We start from the raw sequence: 24,199 nt of genomic DNA, 5'->3' as shown, positions 1-24,199 counted from the left end.
TTTGTGCTTTCATGGATGTAACGTTGGTATTTACTGAAATAGCCATAATTTATGCCCTCTACCTAACTCAAATAGTGCCTGTCAGTTATATCAGGCAAAGTTTATTTTCTACATACACTGTAACGGCTACGAAGATAAAAACTTTAGGAAAATTTTTGACTTGTGACTTTTTGCTAAAAGATATTGATAAATAACAAAAAACAGGCCAGACGACCTGTTTGTAGTAGCACTTATTTATAACATTACTAAGTCAATTAGATTAATTAACCTAATAGTGACAATGCCGTTTGTGGAATTTGGTTAGCCTGAGCCAACATAGCAGACGATGTTTGCGATAAAATCTGCTGCTTAGTTAATTCTGCTGTTTCAGAGGCAAAGTCAACATCTTGAATACGACTACGGGCATCTGTAACGTTTGATTCAATATTACTTAAATTATTAATGGTAAAACTCATACGGTTTTGCACCGCACCTAAATCAGCTCGCTGCGCATCAATATCAGCCAATGCAGCGTCAATAATAGTAACTGCGTTTTGAGAACCTTTAGCGGTTGTAATATCTATTTGGTCTACCGTTGATGTAGCATTGGCACTATCGTCGCCACCTAAAGCGAATGCTGTTGTTGAAGTTCCTGCTGAAGTTAAAGTCGCACCATTGTTAGCGATGCCTTCAAAAGTAAATCCAGTCCCTGCAGCATCTAAAACCGCAAAGACTCCTGTTGGTTCAGAGGCACCATTTAGTGCATTATTGATTGCATCAACCATAGAGGCTGCATCATCTACATCTCCCATGTTAACGGTTAATGCCTCAGCAGCAGCACCGGTACCAGATGGAGTATAGGTAAAATCGAAATTACTACCGGCAGTGATTGCTGTAGTTACATTTGCTGCAGTATATGAACCTGCTACTGTTTGACCTTCTTTACCCAGTACATCTGCAGATACATCACCAATGGTAACAGAAATAGTTTCATTGGCATTTGAACCCACTTGAAAAGATTGCGTCCCGTAATTACCGTTTAATAACTTTTGGCCACCGAAAGATGTCGTATCAGCTATTCGAGTTAATTCTGTTTGCAATGCTGATAATTCTTTTTGAAGCGCTTCGCGGTCTGATGACGAGTTAGAGCCGTTAGCAGATTGTAATGATAAGTCACGCATACGTTGTAAAATATTGGTCGACTCTTGCATCGCACCTTCAGCAGTTTGCGCAATAGAGATACCATCATTGGCATTACGAATTGCCACACCTGTACCATTGATTTGGCTAGACATACGATTTGAAATTTGTAAGCCGGCGGCATCGTCTTTGGCACTATTAATGCGTAACCCTGAAGATAAACGCTCCATAGAGGTAGATAACTTGCTGTTAGCACCATTAAGGTTATTTTGTGCTTTCATTGATGTGACGTTGGTATTAACTGAAATAGCCATATGTAAAATTCCTCTTCTTAGTTGAACGCCAAGACTCGGAGCTTGGCTAAACGGTTAATCATTAAACTGTTTAATCTGTTGTAAAGCCTTTTATAAAAGGCTATTTTCGAATGTCTTTTACAGATATTGATTATTCACATCTGTGTCCAAACACTCTGCATTTCATTACATGTATTTATCACTACTATTTTATAACTGCTGTTCAAGCTTATATATAATCAAACAAACTGAGCGTGCCGACTTTAGTAAACAAACTCGATACCGCATTAAGCGCTAACTGCTGTTTTTCAAACTCGGTAATCGCTGAGGCAAAATCTAGGTCTTCTAACTTTGATAATGCCGAGGTGTTAATAATCTTTTCGTCAGTGTGATTGTCGCTGTACTGTTGCAACACTTTTAAGCTGTTGCCGGTTAAGCTCCGTTGCTGACTCATTTGATTGACACCACTGTCTAAGTTATTCAATAGTTGTGCCAACTCTGACTGACCTGCGGGAGTTTGTGTATCTTCACCGCTTTCAAATAAGGCGATAGCCTTGCTGAACGTATCGAAAATACTGACTTCTGCCACTTCATTAATGCTAAAAGTGTCGCCAGCTTGAGGTTCGCCATCGATGTTAACCGTAATGCCGTTAACGGTAACCGGCACAGAAGCGTCAAAAGGTGTTACCGTTGTGACAAGGTTTGCCGCACCGTCATACACTTCTACATTAAGCCCACCTATACCGTCATCTACAAAATTAAAACTATACGTATCAGGCAGATGCGCTGCATCATCAGTGATTTTGGCACTGGTCACCACAAAGTCGCCTTGCTGTAACGACGAATAATTGACGCCATAGTCGCCCATGGCATTGGGCGCGTTCATAAAGGCGGCATCACCTGGAGTATTGGTGTTTACCTGTACGCCGGTGGCGATATTACTTTTACGGATACCTGAGTCGCCGCTATAAACTACTTGACCGTTATTATCGAAAGCAAATGGAATATCGTTAGTTTTAGTGCCGCCAAAAATATAATTGCCCGACTCGTCTTTGGTGTTAGCGATGGACATTAATTGTTCAAGACTTTGACGCATGTCATCGGCAATGGTTTGCCGCTCGGCGGAAGTCATGCTGCCGTTGGCGGCGCGTAACATGGATTCTTTCATGCTGGCAGCTAAATCGTCGGCCTGGCCTAACTGACTTTCGGTTTGTTGGACATGATTGGTGGCGTAATCAATATTTTTAACAAATTGATCGACCAGGGTGTTCCTTTGTTTAAGATTATCAATCGCAATGGCCGCTACAGGGTCATCGCCTGCGGTTTCAACTCTTTTGCCGCTCGAAATCTGCCCCATGATGCTATTAGTGGCAGACTGCTTTTCTAAAATACTGTTGGTACTTTGCTGAAACATTTGTCCGGTAGAAATTCTCATGGCTTATCTCCTAGCGAACCGAGCTTAATAAGGTGTCAAAAATCGTTTGCGCGGTAGACATAATGCGCGCAGCGGCCTGGTAAGATTGTTGAAAGCGCAATAAATTGGCGGCTTCTTCGTCAAGGTTAACGCCTGACTCACTTTGTACCCTGTCGTAAGCTTGCTGATAAATGGCCGTTGCTGAATCAACTCGCACTTCTGCGGCTTTGGTTTGGCTACCAATATCTAATTTGGTGTTTTCAAATACGCTGGTTAAGGTGCCAGTGCCGTTGTTCATTAATTTGACGTCCGACAAGGATGCCATTTCAACTGCGTTGCTGTTATTACCTTCGGCAAAGGCTAGGTCGAAGGTAAAACTGTCGGCGGTTGCGGTGCCACTGGTGCTAATGTCAAAATCAATACCAAAGGCATTGATGTTGTTGTTGGTAATTGTGCCTGTGCCTAATGAAGCGCCTGCACTGTCAAATGCTTGATAAGTATTGGCAACCGTATTAATGGTAAACGTAATTGATGAACCCGTTGCTGAGCCAGGGAAACCAGCCACACTTGAGTCCATGCTGTTTAAGCTAATTGACGTATTACCAGAATTTGCTGTGGCGGCGGTTAAAGTTGGCCCTGCTGCGGTAATGCCTTTAGGGTCGGTCATTACCACTTTTAACCCCGAAGCTGCACCTGCTGTTGGCCTGATTTCAAACTTATCACCATCGGCAATTGGGCCATTAGCGACATTAATGGTGAAACCTGCACTACTGGTAAGTTCGGTGCCCGATAGCGTCAGTGTTGATACTTCACCGGTTTGGTTATCTTTTAATGCATAACCGCCTGCGGTGGTAAAGCTCAACTCATAACTGCTGCCCGATAAAGCGCCCACATCGTCAATATTGACTGATAACGCCGCAGAACTGGTGTTAGTTGAATAACTGCCAGCACGGCCTGATGACATTAACGAGCTGTTAATATCGCGAAAAATATCACTGCCCACTTCGCCATTTAAATCAAAACCACTTGATTGCATTTCATTAAAGGTATCGGCAACACCTAATGCAAGCTGGCCTAATTCGTTACTTGCAGGGATTAAGGTGTCGTCGCGATACGCGAATAACGCCCCTAATTGACCGCCTAATTTACTCGGGTCGACATTAAGCGTTTTATTAGAAATAGATGCTGTGAGTGTGGGTTCGTTAGGGAATGGATCGCCAGCGCCAACGCCCATGCTCATTGCCACTTCCCCAGACACCAACATCACCGAACCGCCTAACATAATCGATTTGGCGCCAGTATCTAGCGGGATCACGTTCACTTGTGCGTATTCGCTGAGTTCTAAAATCAATGCGTCTTGTTTGTCTAAAATCTCGTTGTTGTCGCCTTGAGATTTCATTAGCTCTAAATTGATGTTAGCCAGCTCTTTGCTAATTTCATTAACGCGAGTGGTTACAGACTCAATTTGGCTGTTGGTTTGTTTAACCTGATTATCTAGCTGCGACTGCATTTGATTGATGTTAATGGCCATTTGCTCGGCCGAACTTAAACTGTTGCTGCGAATACCTAAATCAGTGGGTAAATCAGCCACACTATTAATGCTGGCAAAAAAGTCATTGATGCTATTAGGCACCATGCTGCCAACTTGCGCGTAAAGCTCGTCAAGTTCACTTAATTTTGAGTATGTGGTTTCTGCCGCGCTCATGCTGGTTTGGCCGATGCGCAATTCACGCGCCGCAAACTCGTTATAAACACGTTTTACGTCAGACACATAAGTACCTGTACCATAAAAGCTGTCGCCAAGGCGTTGTGATTGTAACGTCGCCTGTGTTGCCGTTTGACGGTTGTAGCCTTCGGTATTGGCATTGGCGATGTTATTACCGGTTACCCCAAGTTGAGACTGAGATGCCATAACGCCGGTGCGTGCGATGCTAAGTAGATCAATCGCCATTATTTAGTCTCCAGGGGTAATACAGATTTAAGGCCTTCTTTTACCGACTTCATCACGTTAATCACCTTGTTGGCATATTGTGGGTCGGTGGCATAGCCCGCCTTTTGTAATGCGCGAATAAATTGTGTTGGCTCGCTAGCCACTTTGCGCGCATCTTCGTAACGATCGCCTTGACCAATAAATGACACAAAGTCGCTAAAGCTTTGTTCAAGGTCGTCGTACATTCTAAAGTCTGCTTTTTGTTGCACAGGGATGCCTTTTTCAAACTCCAGGGTGTTAACCGAGGTTTTTTCGCCCTGCCAACGTTTGTCGGCTTTAATGTTAAATAAGTTATGACTCATGGTGCCGTCGTTACGGCGAACCACTTTTTGACCCCAACCGGTTTCAAGTGCCGACTGAGCAATTAACACTTCAGCTGACGTACCCAAGGTTTTAGCCGCTTTTTCAGCATGCGGATACAACACTGAAATAAAATGTTGTGGGCTAGTAAATTCGCTCACTGCCACGCCTTTGGGTTTTAATTTATTGGTCTCTTGCGGCAAGTTATTGCCTGCGCTTATCGCCGCACTCACGGGTGTAGCAGCTTGCTGCCCAGAAAAAGACTGGCTTGCTAACTGCTCGCCACGTAATACGCTGGCTAATTGTTGTGGCATCACAGAAGCCATTTCGCTGTGATTAATGGCATGGTGCGATGTTGCGACTTGCTCTGTTGGCGCTATGGTGTCTAAAGTGTCTTGGTCAAGTTCGCTTGGTTGCGGCACAAACATCGTTGGATTAACTTTACTATCACTGTCGCCACGCAATACTGACGCTGGGGTAACAGGGCTGTTGTTTGGATCAAGTTGCTGCACCATTAACTCTGCAAGGCCTAACATGCCTTTGTTTGACAGGTCGACCGACATTTGTTGGTCAAGCATTTGCTCAAAAAACTCTGTTGTTTCACTGTTCATCGGATTGTCTGACTTAAAAGCGGCATTCGCATCGCGCATGCTTTTCATGAGCATTTGAACAAAAATACCTTCAAATTGCTTTGCCGCTTCTTTAAGTGCCCCCTTCTCGTCTTTCTGGGCCTGGACACGAAGTGAATCTAGTCCTCCTAGATCCAGAAAGTTCGATGAATTTGACAACTTTTCCATAGTCATACCGACAATTTTTAGATGATGATAAGTTCACCATGCAAAGCCCCTGCCATTTTTAACGCTTCGAGTATGGCAAGTACATCGGATGGTGCTGCACCCACTAGATTGACGGCTCTTACAAGCTCATCAAGACTGGTGCCTGGATTAAACATAAACATACGACGATCTTTTTCTGACACATCGATAGTGCTGTTGGTGGTGACCACGGTATCGCCACCGGCCAATGCGTTAGGCTGTGACACTTGAGTAGCTTCTGCAATGGTGACCGTTAAGCCGCCATGAGTCACTGCAGCAGGCAACAACTTAACGTGCTGGCCAACCACAATGGTGCCGGTACGTGAGTTAACAATCACTTTGGCTGACTCGTCTGCTGGCTCAACTTCAATGTTTTCAAGGGTTGAAAGAAACGACACCCGTTGCGATGCATCACGCGGTGCACTCACCTGAATAGAGGTTGCATCGATGGCACGGGCCATTTCTGGACCAAGTAAATCATTAATGGCATCAGCCATACGCTTTGCGGTAGAAAAGTCTGAGCGACGTAAATTAAATGTGAGGTAGTCGCCACTTGCAAATGGGCTAGCCACACTGCGCTCTACAATCGCACCGCTTGGAATACGCCCAACCGTTGGGGTATTTTGAATCACTTGCGAGCCATCTAAGCCTTCGGCACTGAATCCGCTCACTACAAGGCTGCCTTGTGCAATGGCATAAACGTTGCCATCAACCCCTTTTAAGAAGGTTTGAATTAAGGTACCGCCACGTAAACTTTTAGCTTCGCCTAAACTCGACACGGTAACGTCAAGGTTTTGACCCGGCTTGATAAATGCTGGCATGTCGGCATGTACAGCTACTACCGCGACGTTTTTTGAATTAGGTCTTACTGAGTCGGGTAAGTTAATGCCAAAGTTTTTAAGCATGGTACGAAAGGTTTGCTCGGTATATCGGGTTTTTTCACCAGTACCGGGTAAACCGACAACTAAACCATAACCAATTAACTGGTTACTTCTTACGCCTTGAATATTGGCAATATCTTTTATGCGCTCTGCATGAACTGGTGCTGTTAGGATTAACAGCGAGGTCATTAGCGACACCAACAATTTGATTTTCATGTATTACTCCTTAAAAAGGCCACCAGTCGCTCATGAAAAACGAATTCAACCAACCCACTTTTTGTGAGTCGGCAAATGTGCCTGTGCCGCTGTATTGAATACGAGCATTGGCAACACGGGTTGAATCGATGGTGTTGTCTGGGTTGATGTCTTGGCTACGAACAATGCCGGTAACGCGAATAAATTCATCACCGTTATTAATTGATATCCATTTTTCGCCGCGAATAACTAAGTTGCCGTTACTAAGCACTTGCATCACGTTAGCCGAAATACTGCCATCTAAACTGTTAGATTGGTCAGCATCTGCTTCACGGGTTGTACTCATGCTATCGGAGTAGCCAAGATCAAGTGGAATGCCGTTAATTGACACATTTTTACCACCGGCATAAACAGGTTCGACATTTAAGTCACTGCCTTTAGATATGTCATTATTGGCGCTCTTTTTAGCTTGAGTAGACTCTTTTAACGTAACGGTAATGATGTCGCCGACTCGATGAGCACGAATGTCGGAGAACAAGCTCGAGGCTTGAGTATCAAGAAAAATAGATCCCGTTGCGGCTACCTGCGTCGGTGGCGTGTCTGGGTATACCGGCGCATAAAATGGGTCATCGGCAATCGGCTTTTTAGGTGTAGAGCTGCAGCCTACCAATAAAATTACAGACGCTAACGTTATGTACTTAATCATGATAGCTCCTTAGAGATTCTGATTAACGTAAGACAGCATTTGGTCAACCGCTGAAATTACTTTTGAGTTCATTTCGTAAATGCGCTGACCTTGAATTAAGTTAACTAATTCTTCTGTCACGTTGACGTTAGAGGTTTCTAACGCGCCCTGACGAATAGCACCTAAACCATCTTGCGATGCAGTGCCTTGAATTGGTGTACCGCTGGCACCGGTTTCGGTGTAAAGGTTTTGCCCTAATGGGTCTAACCCTGACGGGTTAATAAAGTCTGTCATGGTTAGCTGGCCGATAACCTGGCTTTCTGCAGTACCTGGTATTTGCACCGACACTTCACCTTCTGCTGATACGGTTATACTGGTGGCATCATCTGGAATAGTAATGGCGGGTTGCACCACATAACCTGAACCTGGAGTAACAATTTGGCCAGTATCATCCAAGCTAAATTGACCGTTACGGGTGTAAGCTGCGGTGCCGTCTGGCATTTGCACTTCAAAGAAGCCTGAGCCTTCAATCATTAAATCTAATGAGTTGTCGGTGGTTAACATGCTGCCCTGAGTAAACATTTTTTGGGTGGCAACCACTTTAGTACCCGCACCAATGTTTAAACCATTAGGTAACTTGGTATTGTCGGCACTGACGCCACCGGCTTGATTAACGGTTTGATACAGTAAATCTTCAAACACAGCGCGACTTTTTTTGAATCCAACCGTACTGGCGTTAGCCACGTTGTTAGAAATGACCGCGATGTTTGTTTGCTGGGCATCAACACCTGTTTTACTTATCCATAACGCTGGAATCATAATAATTACTCCTAACTAATTCTCATCAAGGAAGTCGACGCGCGATCAATTTCTTCGGCGTTCTTCATCATTTTGACTTGCATCTCGTATTGACGCTGGATTTCTATCATTGCGACCATTTCATGTACTGGGTTGACGTTACTGCCTTCAACCGCGCCGCTTTCTACTGCAACATTGGGATCCGTTGGCGCGTTACCGCCGGCCATAAGACGAAATAAACCGTCTTCGCCGCGCATCATTTGATCGTTACCTGGATTAACCAGTTTGATACGGGCGACTTCTTCAATCACTTCTGCAGTTGCGCCCTGTGGCCTCACTGAGATAATACCGTTGGCTGCAATTTCGACGTGTTCAATTGGCAGTGGCAATACGATTGGCCCTGCATCGCCCATTACCGGACGGTTGCTGCTGTTAACGAGTAAACCTGTACTGTCAAATTTTAAGCTACCGGCTCGGGTATAGGCTTCTGAGCCATCAGCTGCCTGTACCGCTAACCATCCATCACCTTTAACGGCAACATCAAGATTACGACCAGTAGTCACAATCGGGCCGCTTGCAAAGTTACTGCCTGGGCTTTCAATCATTGAAAACACGCGACTGGGTAGACCTTCACCAAACGCCTGCATAGAGCGAGCTTGAGTCATATCAGCCTTGAAACCGTCAGTATTGGCGTTGGCAAGGTTGTTGGCACTGACCGCTAAGGCATTCATGCCTTGCTTAGCGCCACTCATGGCAACATAAAGAAATTTGTCCATTTGCTGCTCCGTCAAACTTTCTACAAAAATAATATATGTAGAGTTAAAGCAAGCATCGTGCCAATGAACTTTATTGCTAGGGAGTTATATTCAACACTATGAATGTAAAGGAGTAAAAATAAGGAGTTGGAGATGCCGATAGTCAAAAAAACAACAGTTAGGCGGTAAAACAGATGGAGAAAAACTAAAATGGCAAGGTGTTGCCGACAACGGCAACACCTTGTTTATCGATTACGCTGAGTAATGAATAATTAACGGATTTGCAACACGGTTTGGTTCAATGTGTTGTTCACTTCTAGGGTACGAGAGTTGGCCTGGAAGTTACGCTGAGCTGAAATCAAATCAACCAATTCTGTGGTCAAATCTACGTTTGATTGCTCAAGTGCAGATGACTGGATACTACCAAAAGTACCACTGTTAGCTTCACCCGCTAACGCTTCACCTGAATCTAAACTGGCTTTCCATGAAGTGTTACCCACCTGAGTTAAGCCTTGCTCGTTAGCAAAGCGCACTAACGCTACGCGGGCTAATGGCACGGTTGAACCGTTACTGTAGCTGGCAGTAATTAATCCATCAGAGCCAATACCCACATTGGTTAAACGGCCAACAGTAATACCGTCTTGACTTAATGATGTGACCTCAAATGGCGAAGCATATTGAGTAGGATTATCAAATCTAACTTCAAGGGCTTGAGTACCATCGGCACCTGGATCTAAAACCCCCGCACCAGTCGTACCCAGTGCTTCTGTGGTAATTGTAGTAGGGTCACTGCCAACGTAAGCACCAACAGAGTTAAACTTAATCACAGCACCATTCCAGGCAGTACCATCTACTGGGTTTGTTGCACTTGCAGTTGCGGTACTATCGGAAGCACCATCACCAGTAGTATCAGTACTATAAGTTCCAGCAGTGGTGACATCAACGGGTTCTCCGTCAACAGCATAAAATGCCACCCAGTTACTTTCACCTGTATATGAACCCCCAGTAGGTTTTACAAAATACGTGGTCATAATATGTGACTCACCTAGTGAATCATAAATAGTCACCGAGGTTGAATTATTGTAGGTGTCAGAATTATCAGGGTCAAAACTAGCAGGGTCGAGAGCTTCGTCACCCACGTTTAAATTCATTTGCATTTCAACAAGGCTGGTTTTAACAGGGCTACCAGCAGTATCAGGAATTTGAATAGGCTGAGTAGTTGTTAAGCTAACCGAGGTTGAATTACCTTCGTCATCTACAGGGAAACCTTGTAAAAAGTTACCTGCGGCATCGACCATGTAGTTGTCTGAGTCGACTTTAAATGCACCGGCACGAGTGTAAGACAAATCTTGTGTGCCAACACCAGAAGATGTGACAAAAAATCCGCCGCCACTGATTGCCATATCCAATGAGTTACTGGTAAAGGCTAAGCTGCCTTGGTGAAATTGTTGAGCAACTTGGGTAGTGGTTACACCACCGCCCACTGCAGTTTTACTGTTAGAAAAAATTGAGTTTGCGTACACATCAGCAAATTCAGCGCGCGACTCTTTAAAGCCGACAGTATTAACGTTGGCAATGTTGTTTGCCGTTGTGTTCAAGTCTTTTTGCGCGGCAGAGATACCACTCAATGCAATGTTAAATGACATAATTCACCTCAAAGGTTTAATTCATAATCAACAAGTTTATTTAGCAAACTGTAGATAATGTTAAGTTTCAGATACGGCAAGTACGTCAGATAACTTAATACCGCCGACACCGCGCAAATTCAAAATAGCTCCTGTTGCAGTGGTGCCTAACGACACACTGCTAACATGGGCATAAGTAGATACCGCTAAGTCTTGGGCTTCACCATCGACTTTTCCGCTAGCCTTAATAGAGTACAATCCCTCTTTTACTGGCTCGCCATTTTTATCCAGTCCATCCCAAGACACATCAACATTGCCGCCTTCACTGCCATCAACACTAAAGGTTTTGATTAACTGTCCTGATGAGTCTTGTACACTCACAGTAATAGTATCGATAGCCGATGGCGTACTGATCACACCGTTTATACCAGGGCTATCAGCTGAAATAACTCCAGTGTCTGATGGGATCAACACCTTGCGTCCAACAAGACCCGATGCTTGCAATGCCTGGCTTGAACTCATTACGGTATTGAGGTTTAAAATTTCATCGTTAAGATTTGAAATACCATCAACCGTAGAAAATGATGCCATCTGAGCAATCATTTGATCATTGTCTACTGGCTCAAAAGGGTCTTGCATTGATAATTGCTGACTGAGTAAAGCAAAGAAGTCCTCTTGCTTTAACAGCTGATCATTTGCTTCAGGAACCGTACTCTCTTCAGGCAAACGAATTGAATCAAGAAACGAATTACCCGTTGTTGTCGTAGTAGTGCTCTGTACTGAACTTTTAGTGACTGCACTAGTATTTGACACACTGCTAGAGGTCTGTGGTAAAGACTGACTGTAAGAATTAATTAGGCTCATAGCTGCCTCCTTGAAAAATCATACTATTTACCCATTCTGAGTGTTTGCTGCAGCATTGATTTTGTGGCATCAGCTACCTGAACATTCATTTGGTAAGAACGTGAAGCTGAAATCATGTCAGCCATTTCTTCCATTACATTAACGTTTGGTTTGTAAATAAATCCGTCGCCATCAGAAAGCGGATGATCTGGCGAGTACTCTTTAATAAGCGGCTTATCACTTTCAACAATCCCTTTTACAGAGACACCTGGAGACTGATTTTGCTGATTGCTGGCTTTGGCCATTTCAGCTTCAAAAACGGGATGACGTGCACGATAGGTTTTATCGACACTGCTCGACACGGAATCAGCATTGGCGATGTTACTGGCCGTAGTATTGAGCCTGACAGATTGCGCAGACATTCCAGAACCAGAAACATTAAAAATATTGAATAAACTCATGATTAATCACCTCGCAATGCTTTACGCATGCCACTAAATTTGCTTTCAAGAAAACCCAGTGACATTTGATATTCGAGCGCATTTTGCATAAATGCAGATTGTTCTTTTTGCGTGTCAACTGTGTTGCCATCGCCAGTATCAGGCTGATTCGGCACACGATATTGCACGTGTTGTTGCGTTAATGACGTTAAATCAAAGTGCTTTTCAGTGGTTTGACTCATGCTTAAGCCATTTTGATGAGAGCTTGCTGCTTTCATCGCTGATGCAAAATCAACATCTTTCGCTTTGTAGTGAGGGGTATTGGCATTGGCGATATTACTTGAAATCACTTCTGCTCTTTGAGCACGCACACCCAACGAGTATTGGTGAACACCTAATGCATTATCGAAATTAATCGCCATAAAATTGCCTCCATCAGCTAACTGATAGGATTAAAGCAAAGGTTATGCCAACAATTACAACAAAGGATGAATAAGTATTTTAAATGAACATGCCGACGAATGTCGGCATGATAAATCTAGTAAATCATTTATTTAATTAGGTTTTCTTTTGATAGTAAATACCAGGATTGCAACGAACCATATTAAATTCTTCGGTTAAACCGGCAATAGATTCTGACGCACCTAAAAATAAAATCCCTTTAGGGTTAAGTGCGGCAGCAAATTGCCGCAAAATTTTAGCCTTTGCCTCTGGTGCAAAGTAAATCAGCACATTACGACAAAAGATAATGTCGTATTTGCCTAATAAACTATAACTTTCAAGGAGGTTATGCGCTCTAAAGTTAACCAGACGCTTCACATTATCTTTAAGTTTCATATTGCCAGACGATAAAGTATCAAAAAACTGACGCTTTCGCTCATCAGACAAACCACGCGCTAACGCTAAACTATCGTATTCAGCATTTTTACAACGTTCAAGCATTGAAGGAGATAAATCCGTAGCCTGAATAGATGCGCCACCAGGAAGTGCGCCTGGCTTACGTTGCTGATATTCAAGTACTGTCATGGCTAAAGAATAAGGTTCTTGACCAGATGAACAAGCAGCCGACCAGATCTTTAATGGCCGGCCTAGCTTACTGTACTCAGGCAATAAGGTATTGTGCAGTAACTCGAAAGGATAACGATCGCGAAACCACAAGGTTTCATTGGTCGTCATTGCATCGATAACTTCAGCACGTAGCTGACGCTCGGTCGGCTTCATCGACTTTTTAACGACCTCAGACAAAGAGGGTAAGTTATGCTTACCCATCAAAGGTGCTAAACGGCTACGTACTAAATATTGTTTATTCTCGCCTAACACAATACCGCTATGCTGTTCTAAAAACAGCCTAAATTGATTGTACTCTGCTTCAGCAAGTGATTTATCTGTCACATTAACATCCTAAAATAAGTAAGCTTGTAGCGCTTAATAATTTACACGCTGTCATTATAGACAGTTATAAGCTCAAGTGTTTATTTACCGCTGCCGCTAATTCATCCGGATTGAACTTAGCAATAAAGTCATTTGCACCCACTTTTTGAACCATTGCTTGGTTAAATACGCCACTGAGAGAAGTGTGTAATACCACTTTGATTTTTTTCAGTTTTGGGTCGTCACGTATTTCTGCCGTTAAGGTATAACCATCCATTTCAGGCATTTCGATATCTGAAATAATTAATGGGATTTCCTGCGATACATCGTCCATTTCTGCAGCGATAGCTTTAAGTTTATTTAATGCTTCTCGGCCATCTTTGGCGGTATCAATCTGTAAATTTAACGACTCAAGTGAGCGAATAATCTGCTTACGTGCCACGGCTGAGTCATCTATCACCATAATGTGGTAATGCTGTTCTCTGTCAATGGTTAGCGTTTCATTAACTTCTTTACTAATAGCTGTTTTGACAGGAGAAATCTCATCAAGAATTTTCTCTACGTCTAAAATCTCAACTAACTCGCCTTCGATTTCTGTTACAGCCGTTAAATATGAATAACGCCCAGCGCCTTGTGGTGGAGGCATAATTGAAGCCCAGTTCATGTTGATAATACGTTCAACAGAACTCACTAAGAAGCCTTGCACGCTGCGGTTGTACTCAGAAATGATAATGAAGCAATTTTCAGTTGACGTAAGTGGACGACCACCGGTTGCAGCACTTAAATCAATGACAGAAATAGTGGCACCACGAATATGCGCGACACCTTTAACAAATGGATTCAATTTAGGTAAAGTCGTTAATGGAGGGCATTGCAGCACTTCTTTAACTTTAAACACGTTAATGCCGAAGCGTTGACGACCATTAAGCCTAAATAGCAGCAACTCTAATCTGTTTTGCCCAACAAGTTGGGTACGTTTATTTACTGAATCTAAAATGCTCGACATAGCGCGGCCTTGTAGTTAACTGTCACCCAAAAGGATAAAAAATTCTTAAAAGTATCGTAAAAACTCACTTTTTCTTATAAACCCAGCTCTTGCTTAAAAATATAATTATTACGAATAAATTCAAATTATCGAAAGTAAAACCCAGTTAGCAATAATTGCGCGACTAAGTTGCAGTTGCAATAATTAATACATTGTTAATAACACATTTTTCTGGCAACGAACACAAGTTAAACATTGTATAGTCAGCGACTCAACGAATACTTATCACAACAAATAGGCATACAACTTGCTTAGTAAAACAAACTAGACGATGTGGTATTTTTTTGACGGAGGATAATGAACATGATTAGCCGTCATACCAATCGATTTACAGTTTATTCAATACGTCCGCACAACTCGCGTATTTATCGTTTTTTAAAGTATAGGTGCATTCTGGCAAAACAAGCTAGTATCTTCATTATGAAAGTATTTTTTTTATGTTTTTTGTGTTCGCTCTCGCTTTCTTTACCGGCATTGGCCAGTGAAGCAGCGGTTGCTCCTTCATTATCGACCATTTATCAATTAGCTAAAGAGGCCGTTGAAAAAAAAATTGATGTAGAGTCAAATGCTAAGGTCGAAATTATCCCGCAAAATTTGGAAGGAAGGCTAACGCCTCCGCGCTGTTATCCTCCTATATCCGTTGAGCTAGCAAGCGATCGAGAAATCAGTCGAAACAATACCGTAAAAATAGGCTGTAGCACGCCAGACTATGACTACCCTTGGCAAATGTATCTTTCTGTGCGAGTTGATATTCAATACCCAGTGGTAGTAGCAACAGAATTGTTGTCACCCGATCAAATTATCGACACTCATCATTTGGCGATAATGTATGTTGATCAATACAGCTTAAAAGGCCAGTTTTTTTCAGAGCCCCACTCTTTACTCGGCTCACGAGTAAAACGTAGAGTGGCGAAAGACTCCCCCATCATAGGGAACAACCTATGCTTTGTGTGCAAAGGCGATATGGTGTCTATTTACGCCAAAACTGCCAACATACAAATAAAGACCTTAGGTGAAGCCATGCGTGATGGTAATATTGGGGAAGCGATTAGAGTAAAAAACAATCAAAGTAACAAACAATTAGAAGCTGTAGTAATTGCCGTTGGCGAAGTTGAAGTAAGAATGTAAAATACACTAAAGTTTTTTCCTAGAGCGCCGATAGCCTGTATGGAAAACCTGATACATTACGCTGGAGCCTCACATGGCAATTGATATTAAGCACAATACTGCGACAAATACACAGATGCGAACAGCACGTGATACGCAGTCTACTTCACAAACAGACACTGCTGCGCCACAAAAGTCTGCCGCACCGGTTAAAAATGATTCGGTCAGCATTACTTCACAAGCACAACAGCTGCAAAGTGCTCAAGCCAAAATGGCTGCATTACCTGAAGTAGATCAAAAAAAGGTCGCCGAAATAAAACAAGCTATCTCAGAAGGTCGTTATAAAGTCGACCCAGAAAAATTAGCGGCTAATATCGCTAGTTTTGAAGCTGAACTGAGTGGCCTATCGTTCGATAAAGAGTAGCCTAGTCCGTTACTCTTTATTGTATTTTAACCTTCTTTATCGGTGCATTTTTGCATCATAGGGAAGTGTTGATTACGTAAACCAAAGAGTAATATATGACAGACTTAACTGTGCTACTTGATGCTCAGCATCAAACTCTCACTCTGCTTAAACAGCTCATCATTGAAGAAAAAGATGCCTTACTCAAGCAAGATGCCGACAAACTGTTAGCACTCGCTAAAGATAAAATGCAACGAATGAGCTTACTCAAAGCAACAGATGAAAAGCTAGCCGCGCACCCTGAGGCCGAAAAACTGGCCTCAATCCCAGAGCTAGCTCAAAAAGTTGAATCCGCCAAAGCTATTCTTGCTGATTGCAAACACATCAACACGCAAAACTCTAGCTTGATAGAACACAACATAGCCACAATCAATCGTTTAGCTCAGGCGCTACAGGTAAGCCGTAATGCCACAAGCCTTACCTATAATGACAAAGGTAAAACCTCGACAATTTCTAGTTTAGGTAATGATTTTACAGCTTAATAAAGCCTAGAGGTCATGGTACTAAAAACAGCCTAGAGCGCTGCTAGGACGCTTTGCGGCTAGAAACTTATAAACCCAGTCGCGCAGGACATAATCTGTCCTAGAACCTAGCAGAACTTAGCCCGCCATAGAACCTAGCAGGACTTAGTCGCCCTAGAAACTAGCAGAACTTAGTCGCCCTAGAAACTAGCAGAACTTAGTCGCCCTAGAAACTAGCAGAACTTAGTCGCCCTAGAACCTAGCAGAACTTAGCCCGCCCTAGAACCTAGCAGAACTTAGTAGTCCTAGAACCTAGCAGAACTTAGTCGCCCTAGAACCTAGCAGAACTTAGTCGCCCTAGAACCTAGTAGGACGTAGTCCGCCCTAGAACCTAGCGCCATAGAACCTAGCAGTTGATTTACTGCGCTAACATATCCTGCTTTAAATTGTCTTGTGCAGGACGATCGCCCAACCAAATCTTCAACAAAGCCTGACGAAATGCCTCACCCGCAATGTTACCTTGAACCTGACCATTTTTAATACTGGTCACACCCTTGCCTTTTTGAGTCACAAAAGTAAATTGATCACCTTCGACAATTTCATCGGCAAACAATTGGGTAAAATCTTGAATATCAGATTTTATCGAACCAATGTTGTTATCGGTTGCCGCGTCAAACCCTTCTTCAATTGCACTGCGCATTTTATCTGAGGTGATCATCCCAGAGGTAATGGTTAATTGAATAACCGCAATCGGTTGCTCGAGCACGCTATCTAATTGGCTTGCTTTAACGGGCAAATATAAGCTGCCAACATATAAGTCCATAAAAAACTTACTGCGCACACCAGCACCATTAAGCACTAGGGTTTGCTCAGCAAACATCACTTGATCGGCAACATTAACATCAGCAACGATTTTGGCCTGAGCTGCTGTTGGTGCGAGGGTTAGCAATGACACCGAAAAAGCCAAACCGATTAATGCATAAAAATTCATGTTATCTCTTTTATATAATTTGTTATTCATAAAGTGTTAACCATCCGTTTTAATAAATCTTGCGGCATTACGCTGACGCAGCAAAATCAAACACATGGTTTAAAAACTAATTTATACTCAATTTAGTGGTTAACGTTAACCTCTAACACCTAATTTATATTGGCCGTTTTGCTCAAACATCAACGCTTGTTTATGTTTTGGCGCCATTAAAATTGGACCATCATCAAAAAACAAAAAGCATTTCCAGTTGCGCACAAACACATCCCAACGAGTTTCTAACACTTGATATTTTTCATAACAAAAATAAATCACAGTATCATCGGGCCATTGAATGTGTTCTAAAATGGCTTCAGGCAGTGCATTATCATGAGAATCCCACGCCGACTGCCAATGTTCAGTTGCACTCCAGGCATCTTGCTTTGCTGGCCAATCGCCTTTCTCAAATAGCTCTGCTCGGCTGCTTTTATTGCTTATCCACTTATTCCATACTTCCATGGCACTTTTATCAGCCAATGGCTTAATCAACGCCTTGTCATCATCTGACACAGGCAAATCTTTATGGTTAAAAATCCACTTACGCTTATAAAGTTCAAACGGAATATATGAGTGTGACAAACAATTGCTCCTGGCAACAAAAAATGAGGTGCAATTATAGCGTTAAACCAGTAAAGCGGTAACAAATGAATGGAACTAATATTACTCCGTAGCAAAATAACTGCTTAGGATCGCTATTTAAGTGCTAAAAATAGTCAATAAAATTAGTTAAAGTTCTAGAGCAGAGCAATCGCGTGAACGTTTTGCAATCTAAATCTGTACCAATTAAAGTTAGAGCAAATTAAGTTAATAACCATTTCTATGTTTGAAATATGAAACATTTGCTATTACAGCCTCACATTGTATAACAATGACCTCTGTCTTGCTTAATCCTCAGTGCCTAGACTTAAGCATTCAAATACAATTCGGTTCTATTTCTGCCAAGTGTTTTAGCTTGATACATAGCATTATCAGCCTGAGTAAATAAACTTGTAAATGATATATCTTTTGCGCTAATACTCACCCCTATACTGACTGTTAATCCACTATCACCCAGTTTAATTTGAGCAATTAACTTGTGCAGCCGCTGGCAAAATAATTCAGTATCACTTTTGTTCGTATCCGGTAACATGATCAAAAACTCTTCTCCGCCAAATCGAGAGACAAAATCTGTTTGACGGCAAAATCCCTTCAATAACCCGCCTAGCTCCTTCAGCACTCGGTCACCTTCTAAATGGCCAAAGGTGTCATTAATTTTTTTAAAATGGTCAATATCGAGTACTAACAAACCTACCGATTGCTTAGACCTTGCAGCTTGTTCAAGGGCTAAAGTGCTTCGATATTTCATTTCCCTTCGATTGAGTAAACCGGTTAACTCGTCTGTAGACGCCAGCAACATCAACTTCTCGGCCTGATCCTCTAATGTTTCTCTTGTTTTGATTAATTCTTCATAGAGCTGGTCTCGTTTAGATGCATTGAAAAAACTCCAATATATACAGCCATCCTCACTTAAACGTGCGTTCACCGTTATCGGAATACGCACTCCTAAAGCATTGAATATAATCAGCTGCATCTCTTCGCAAATCTTTTCATGTAACAGTGTTGGAATTAAATAACTTTGAAAAAATATTCGAGAAGATTGAGTAAATATAACATCAGCACTTTTACCTATAAGATCGCCGGGCGGCCACATTAGCTCACTGGTAAAATATGAATTTACATAGGTAATCATTCTTGAGGGGTCAGTCACTAATACCCCACACGGGAAACTATCCGGAGAGAAACCAATCGAGGTATCCCCCTCCAACTTAAGTGTTTTCAAGGTAGTTAATTCGCATATTCTATTATCGATTTAATAATAGCATCAGGATGTGTCATATGCAGGCAGTGGCCATCGGCTGCAATAACTTTAAGCTGGCTATGGGTTATTTCACTGGCAATAAACTCACCAATTGAGGTTGATGCCAGCGCATCATTTTCACTTTGTAAAATTAATGACGGTTGCTTAATCTCTTTCAAAAGATAACGATAATCAGATAAAAAAGTCGCTTCAGCAAAGTTTTTGGCAATAACAGGATCAGTAGAACAAAAACTGCCAGATAACTCGCCAATCAGATCATCAGAGTTATTGGTTCCCATGACTAATGGTGCTAAATAATTAGCCCAGCCAATATAGTTTTTATCCATTAGGTTCAATAATTCTTCAAGATCTTCTTTTTCAAAGCCACCGAGGTATTCTGGAGGAAAATTTAAAAAACACGGTGATGGGCAAACCATGATCAAGTTCGAAAACAACGTCGGTTTCTCAATTGCAGCTATTGCACCAATAATACTACTGACCGAATGACCAACAAAAATAGCATCAGTGAGCTTTAACGCTTCACAAATTTCAATAATATCTTCAGCATATCCTTCAAGTTTGCTATAGCGTTTTTTGCTGTATTGAGAAATATCAGAAGCACCCGAACCAACATAATCAAATAATACAATTTTGAAATGCTTTGCCAGTTCAGGGATTAAAAAGCGCCACATGTTTTGGTCACATCCAAAACCATGAGCAAGAAACAGCGTTTTACTGCCCTTACCGATTAACTTAACATTATTTCTAATCAATACATCATCTGCATTTAGCATACTTTGTCGTCCTTTTTATCAGGTCACCAATAATGAGCGCCTGCTGACTTTGCCATGGTCAATCTAATTTAGCCACAGCTAAGTTAAGCAAGCCATTCAAAATTATCCATTTCATGTTCTGCATCGCCGATATTTTCCGCTGATAAAAGTCAGTCAGTTCACGTTATCAGCAATGTAAATAGCGCTTTAAAATACAATAAAAACCAGTCGCTATACACCCACCTTGAAGTATTGAAAGTTTTGGGTTGAGTGATTTGGCATCGCATCACAGAACGCGCAGAGCTTAGTGGCACTGAAAAAGGCCTGCACTTTCAAAAGAGTTGTCACCATTCACGATTTAAGGCGAACCATCGCCAGCTGGAGCGTCATGCGAGGCGGTAACATTCAAACCACCAGTAAACTGCTAGGCCATAGCCCTAGGGATTTAAACAAGAGCCAGTATCACAGCAAGCACCTATGCTCATTTAGATATTGAGCATGTTAGACAAGAGTTAGGGATCACTACTGCTCATTTATTAGGTACTTTTCAGCATGAGTCGAAGGTTGATAAGGTAATGAGGGAGATTGAACAGCTCTCAGAGGAAGAAAAACGAGAGCTGATAATTCACTTAACTAGATAAACTTAAGATCTTTTTCAGTTGTTCGGTAGTCATTGCTGGTTTGGTTCTATGAAGCATTGCGTGGCAATTGGGACAAACAGGGATTAAATCGTTTATGGGATCTACCTGATATTCTTTATTTATTTTTGCGAGTTCAACCTTATGGTGTACATGTATAAAATTCTTACCAATATCTCCATATGTCTTATAAAAATCAAAATAACAAACGCTGCAAATAGCTTTGTAATGATTAATACATGCATTGCGAGCATTAATACTTCGTTCATATTTATTAACTTTTATCTCAGTTATTGTTCCTTCGAAAAAACTATGTTTATTCTGTATTAAATAATTTGCTGATATTTCATCAGGGAAGTCATTGAATACTTGATAATTAACTGTTCCGTTCTTAACAGAATCAATATGAAGTAAAGCTCCTCTCATGAACTTTAACAATGTATTTTCAATTTTATTTCCATCAAATAGCGGACTAATATTATCAAAAACATACTCAATTCCAACTATGGGAATTTCTTTTATTGATTTTTCATAATTGTTATGTGCAGCTTTGTAGCAACTGACTAAATGGTCATCAATTGACGTTTGTTTGCAATTGATTACATCATTAACAAGCTTCTCATTACGTTCATAAAACCATACTCTAATTGAAAGTTGAGAATATGGAATTGGTGGCCTAAACTTTAGGGATATCAATCGAATATTAGGTGATGGTGATTGAATTAATAACCAAAAAGTTTTAGTTGTTTTTTGAAATCTGGCACTTACTGAAGCAGGCTTTACATCCTTAAAGAATTCATTTTGAATAATTTTAGCTGCATTTTTACCAGATACTCTCCAGATTTTAAGATAGTCATCAGGGTAGTCGAATGGTGTTCTGCTACTCATAAAACATAATCCTTATGCTGATTGTTTATAAGTTACTTACTAATTTGATAACGATTAAGAGTAAGTTTTACTTATTTTTAGAATCCACATATTAAAATTTACCCTTTATTAGAGCTCAATATGTCGGCAAGTTCTTTCCGTGAACGATCAGCTTCTACACGTTTACGTTCTAGTTCCTTGGCACCGATCTGATCTTCTTGGTCACTTCTGACTTCTCTGGGGCTGCCGCGATAGTAACAATATGCATTTTGTTTGGTAAACTCTGTTGCATCAAGCTGAATAATTGGTTGTTTCATATCGCATAAAACACCTAATAATCGAGTATTGACTAAAATAAGGTCATTTTTTTTACAGCTTGCATATACCTCTATATTCTCGCTTGGTTTTACACTCTGACCAGCATCAAACAACCTTTTATTCGTACATAAGAAATTAGGATCGGCTTCAGATTGAGCAATACTAGAGAAAGCGACTCCAACCAAAATTATAAATATTTTTTCATTACGTATCCTTGTAATATAATGTTCTGCTTACGAATCTAGCAGTATATTATGACTTCAACAAGTCCAACTTAATAATGTATTAGCTTGAAATTAAGCCTATTTTTTCGCATGGTATGACCTAGAGTATCAGAAAGGGTGAAGACTCATAAATATCTGAGCGAATAAGTCAATCGAAGCTTAAAACTGTCTTTCTTTCCTACTTAGCCGCAGGAGTTACATTATCAAAAAGTCAGGCACGGTGGCTCATCACCGAGCAGGCTTGCGCAGTGAGATAAAAAGCGAGAGCTGATTTAAGGCGAATTATAGCCTGTTGGAGCGTCATGCGAGGCGGTAACATTCAAACCACCAGTAAGCTGCTAGGTCATAGCGATATTAGTATTATCGCAAGCATTTAGATATTGAGAATGTTAGGCAGGAGCTAGGGATCACTACAGCTCATTTGCTAGGGACTTTTCAACATGAGTCGAAAGTAGATAGGTTGGTGAGTGAAATTAAAATACTCCCACTTGATGAGAAACAGGAACTCTTACAAAAGATTCTAACTTGATGTAAAATTAATTAAAATCTAACCATTTAAAAATCTGACTAAGATATCTTTTAAGTCGGATGTTTCCGAAGGAAATTTAGAACATAAATAATTATAAACCTGATACTCTGTCATTAATTGCTTACTATTATATATACATATTATTTGATGATAATAATTTTTAGCTTTCTTTGAAAAGTTTCCGCCATCAACTCTAACTACACGAGGTAATTTTGGATCATTATCTAGATATCCTTGATAAACTTCTTTTTCTACACTAGAAAATGGTAAGAAAAAGACATTACTTAGGTCTTGATGGTACTTTTCGTTCAATTGATCACCATCTAGTACTGATATGATATGATTTTCATTTTCAACAAGAAAAGGCGTCTCTGAATTTTTCCTCATCAAATCAATAACCTGAGTCCCTCCAGCAATTGGGATTATCTGATATTTAAAGAAAGTAGTTTTATCATTTTCTCTGAGAAGATAATTCATAAAATCAACTAAGCACTTATCTTCAGTTAAAATATATCTATCATACCCATTAAAACCATACATAATACTTTTTACAAAATTATAAGACGTATTTTTTATAGTAACAACAGCTTCATCATTAGATGCCATGTAATATAACTCATCATCGCACAAAGTTTTCATAACAGCTAAAGAATGCGTAGTGAAAATTATATTTACAGCATACTCAGAACAAAACTGACGTAAACATTTTATTAAATTAACCTGAGCACTAGCGTCAAGTGAAATATCTATTTCATCAATTACAATGAATTTATTTCTTTTTTGTATATGTTTAAACAAGCTTATTACAAAATATTCACCGGAGCTAAGATAATCCTCTCTAATGTAAAACCGTTCAGTCTCATCTTTTAGGATAAAGTAGTACACATCGCCCTTTACGACTAATTGCTTCAAATTTAAGAAGCGATCGTTTTGATAAACTTGATTTAGAAAACGAATTAGTTCTGTGGGTATAGTATAATGCCCTAAAGCTATTTCACTTCGAATCTCACTATCAATATCAGATAATTTCCTAAAATGATTAAAACGGTCGCCATAAGGAATTGGGAGCTCAACAACTGCAAGCTTTCTGATCAAGTCATTGATTTCTTGACGTGTATCTATAGTTTTCAGTTTTGAATTGTATACAAATTTTATATAGATATCATCAATATAATACTTGACTGAGCTAGTATTATTAAAAATATATGGTGCAGCAGTTTCTTGAAAAGTATTATTTATAGATAAATTTCTAATGGCACGAGTTAGAGTTGTTTTTCCTACGCTATTCTTTCCAGTAAGACATATTATTTTATTAGACGAAAGGTCTACCTTGAATTCCATTGCTTTTATATGCTGAACATTTTCGATACGCACTTTGAAATTCAA

The 24,199-nt window shown here is 40.9% G+C and carries 25 protein-coding genes; 4 read left to right on the top strand and 21 right to left on the bottom strand.

The features are described from left to right. Positions 1 to 194, top strand: a 194-nt coding sequence (locus IEY40_RS20175; protein ID WP_229777024.1) for a hypothetical protein, incomplete at its 5' end; no start/stop codon positions are given. Between the two features lie 69 nt (positions 195 to 263). Here IEY40_RS20175 and IEY40_RS06760 read toward each other — a convergent pair. From IEY40_RS06760 to IEY40_RS06695, 14 genes are all read right to left on the bottom strand, one after another. After that, positions 264 to 1,433 carry a flagellin gene (locus IEY40_RS06760; RefSeq protein WP_188954533.1) on the bottom strand — a complete coding sequence of 390 codons (1,170 nt, stop codon included), beginning with the start codon at positions 1,431 to 1,433 and terminating at the stop codon, positions 264 to 266. 208 nt (positions 1,434 to 1,641) lie between these two features. Further along, positions 1,642 to 2,847, bottom strand: a complete 1,206-nt coding sequence (flgL, locus tag IEY40_RS06755) for a flagellar hook-associated protein FlgL (RefSeq protein WP_188954530.1) — start codon at positions 2,845 to 2,847, stop codon at positions 1,642 to 1,644. Positions 2,848 to 2,857: 10 nt separating this feature from the next. Then, on the bottom strand, positions 2,858 to 4,777 hold the full coding sequence (gene flgK, locus IEY40_RS06750) for a flagellar hook-associated protein FlgK (RefSeq protein ID WP_188954529.1): 1,920 nt from the start codon (positions 4,775 to 4,777) through the stop codon (positions 2,858 to 2,860). Continuing rightward, positions 4,777 to 5,913 carry a flagellar assembly peptidoglycan hydrolase FlgJ gene (gene flgJ, locus IEY40_RS06745; RefSeq protein ID WP_188954527.1) on the bottom strand — a complete coding sequence of 379 codons (1,137 nt, stop codon included), beginning with the start codon at positions 5,911 to 5,913 and terminating at the stop codon, positions 4,777 to 4,779. The genes flgK and flgJ overlap by 1 nt, the downstream gene beginning before the upstream one ends. Positions 5,914 to 5,930: 17 nt before the next feature. Continuing rightward, positions 5,931 to 7,028, bottom strand: coding sequence for a flagellar basal body P-ring protein FlgI (locus tag IEY40_RS06740; protein ID WP_160054581.1), 1,098 nt, complete (start codon positions 7,026 to 7,028; stop codon positions 5,931 to 5,933). A gap of 10 nt (positions 7,029 to 7,038) precedes the next feature. Next, on the bottom strand, positions 7,039 to 7,713 hold the full coding sequence (gene flgH, locus IEY40_RS06735; protein ID WP_188954525.1) for a flagellar basal body L-ring protein FlgH: 675 nt from the start codon (positions 7,711 to 7,713) through the stop codon (positions 7,039 to 7,041). A 9-nt stretch (positions 7,714 to 7,722) separates the two neighbouring features. Then, positions 7,723 to 8,511: a flagellar basal-body rod protein FlgG gene (gene flgG / locus IEY40_RS06730; RefSeq protein WP_160054578.1), complete on the bottom strand. Its 789-nt coding sequence runs from the start codon at positions 8,509 to 8,511 to the stop codon at positions 7,723 to 7,725. Between the two features lie 11 nt (positions 8,512 to 8,522). Continuing rightward, positions 8,523 to 9,266 (bottom strand): flagellar basal-body rod protein FlgF, encoded by a 744-nt coding sequence (gene flgF, locus IEY40_RS06725; protein WP_188954522.1) that lies wholly within the window; start codon positions 9,264 to 9,266, stop codon positions 8,523 to 8,525. A 251-nt stretch (positions 9,267 to 9,517) separates the two neighbouring features. Then, positions 9,518 to 10,891 (bottom strand): flagellar hook protein FlgE, encoded by a 1,374-nt coding sequence (gene flgE, locus IEY40_RS06720; RefSeq protein WP_188954520.1) that lies wholly within the window; start codon positions 10,889 to 10,891, stop codon positions 9,518 to 9,520. A 60-nt stretch (positions 10,892 to 10,951) separates the two neighbouring features. Beyond that, entirely contained in the window at positions 10,952 to 11,734 is a 783-nt protein-coding gene (gene flgD, locus IEY40_RS06715) for a flagellar hook assembly protein FlgD (RefSeq protein WP_188954518.1), read from the bottom strand. A 23-nt stretch (positions 11,735 to 11,757) separates the two neighbouring features. Continuing rightward, positions 11,758 to 12,174: a flagellar basal body rod protein FlgC gene (gene flgC, locus IEY40_RS06710; protein ID WP_188954516.1), complete on the bottom strand. Its 417-nt coding sequence runs from the start codon at positions 12,172 to 12,174 to the stop codon at positions 11,758 to 11,760. A 2-nt stretch (positions 12,175 to 12,176) separates the two neighbouring features. Next, entirely contained in the window at positions 12,177 to 12,575 is a 399-nt protein-coding gene (gene flgB / locus IEY40_RS06705) for a flagellar basal body rod protein FlgB (RefSeq protein ID WP_188954512.1), read from the bottom strand. 136 nt (positions 12,576 to 12,711) lie between these two features. Continuing rightward, the gene (locus IEY40_RS06700; protein ID WP_188954511.1) at positions 12,712 to 13,545 is read right to left on the bottom strand and encodes a CheR family methyltransferase; all 834 of its coding nucleotides are present in this window, start codon (positions 13,543 to 13,545) and stop codon (positions 12,712 to 12,714) included. A 64-nt stretch (positions 13,546 to 13,609) separates the two neighbouring features. Then, positions 13,610 to 14,530, bottom strand: a complete 921-nt coding sequence (locus IEY40_RS06695) for a chemotaxis protein CheV (protein ID WP_188954510.1) — start codon at positions 14,528 to 14,530, stop codon at positions 13,610 to 13,612. A gap of 459 nt (positions 14,531 to 14,989) precedes the next feature. Here IEY40_RS06695 and flgA point away from each other — a divergent pair, with 459 nt between their 5' ends. From flgA to IEY40_RS06680, 3 genes are all read left to right on the top strand, one after another. Further along, positions 14,990 to 15,697 carry a flagellar basal body P-ring formation chaperone FlgA gene (flgA, locus tag IEY40_RS06690; protein WP_188954508.1) on the top strand — a complete coding sequence of 236 codons (708 nt, stop codon included), beginning with the start codon at positions 14,990 to 14,992 and terminating at the stop codon, positions 15,695 to 15,697. Between the two features lie 73 nt (positions 15,698 to 15,770). Further along, entirely contained in the window at positions 15,771 to 16,100 is a 330-nt protein-coding gene (gene flgM / locus IEY40_RS06685; protein WP_188954506.1) for a flagellar biosynthesis anti-sigma factor FlgM, read from the top strand. 95 nt (positions 16,101 to 16,195) lie between these two features. Next, the gene (locus IEY40_RS06680) at positions 16,196 to 16,621 is read left to right on the top strand and encodes a flagella synthesis protein FlgN (RefSeq protein WP_188954505.1); all 426 of its coding nucleotides are present in this window, start codon (positions 16,196 to 16,198) and stop codon (positions 16,619 to 16,621) included. Positions 16,622 to 17,018: 397 nt separating this feature from the next. Here IEY40_RS06680 and IEY40_RS06675 read toward each other — a convergent pair whose 3' ends face one another. From IEY40_RS06675 to IEY40_RS06645, 7 genes are all read right to left on the bottom strand, one after another. Then, positions 17,019 to 17,591, bottom strand: a complete 573-nt coding sequence (locus IEY40_RS06675; RefSeq protein WP_188954503.1) for a chalcone isomerase family protein — start codon at positions 17,589 to 17,591, stop codon at positions 17,019 to 17,021. Between the two features lie 135 nt (positions 17,592 to 17,726). After that, entirely contained in the window at positions 17,727 to 18,206 is a 480-nt protein-coding gene (locus IEY40_RS06670; protein ID WP_188954502.1) for a DUF2947 domain-containing protein, read from the bottom strand. 325 nt (positions 18,207 to 18,531) lie between these two features. Further along, on the bottom strand, positions 18,532 to 19,446 hold the full coding sequence (locus IEY40_RS06665) for a GGDEF domain-containing protein (RefSeq protein WP_428848142.1): 915 nt from the start codon (positions 19,444 to 19,446) through the stop codon (positions 18,532 to 18,534). Between the two features lie 5 nt (positions 19,447 to 19,451). Then, positions 19,452 to 20,258: an alpha/beta fold hydrolase gene (locus tag IEY40_RS06660; protein WP_188954500.1), complete on the bottom strand. Its 807-nt coding sequence runs from the start codon at positions 20,256 to 20,258 to the stop codon at positions 19,452 to 19,454. A 608-nt stretch (positions 20,259 to 20,866) separates the two neighbouring features. Then, positions 20,867 to 21,763 (bottom strand): HNH endonuclease, encoded by an 897-nt coding sequence (locus IEY40_RS20170; protein ID WP_229777023.1) that lies wholly within the window; start codon positions 21,761 to 21,763, stop codon positions 20,867 to 20,869. A 98-nt stretch (positions 21,764 to 21,861) separates the two neighbouring features. Next, positions 21,862 to 22,059 (bottom strand): hypothetical protein, encoded by a 198-nt coding sequence (locus IEY40_RS06650; RefSeq protein ID WP_188954498.1) that lies wholly within the window; start codon positions 22,057 to 22,059, stop codon positions 21,862 to 21,864. A gap of 772 nt (positions 22,060 to 22,831) precedes the next feature. Continuing rightward, a complete protein-coding gene (locus IEY40_RS06645) occupies positions 22,832 to 24,199 on the bottom strand; it encodes an OLD family protein (RefSeq protein ID WP_188954496.1) in 1,368 nt (455 codons plus the stop codon).

The organism is Shewanella ulleungensis (assembly GCF_014648315.1).
In the GTDB taxonomy this organism is placed as follows: domain Bacteria; phylum Pseudomonadota; class Gammaproteobacteria; order Enterobacterales; family Shewanellaceae; genus Shewanella; species Shewanella ulleungensis.
The sequence above is the reverse complement of the archived record's forward strand: the minus strand, read 5'-3'. Positions and strand labels throughout refer to the sequence as shown.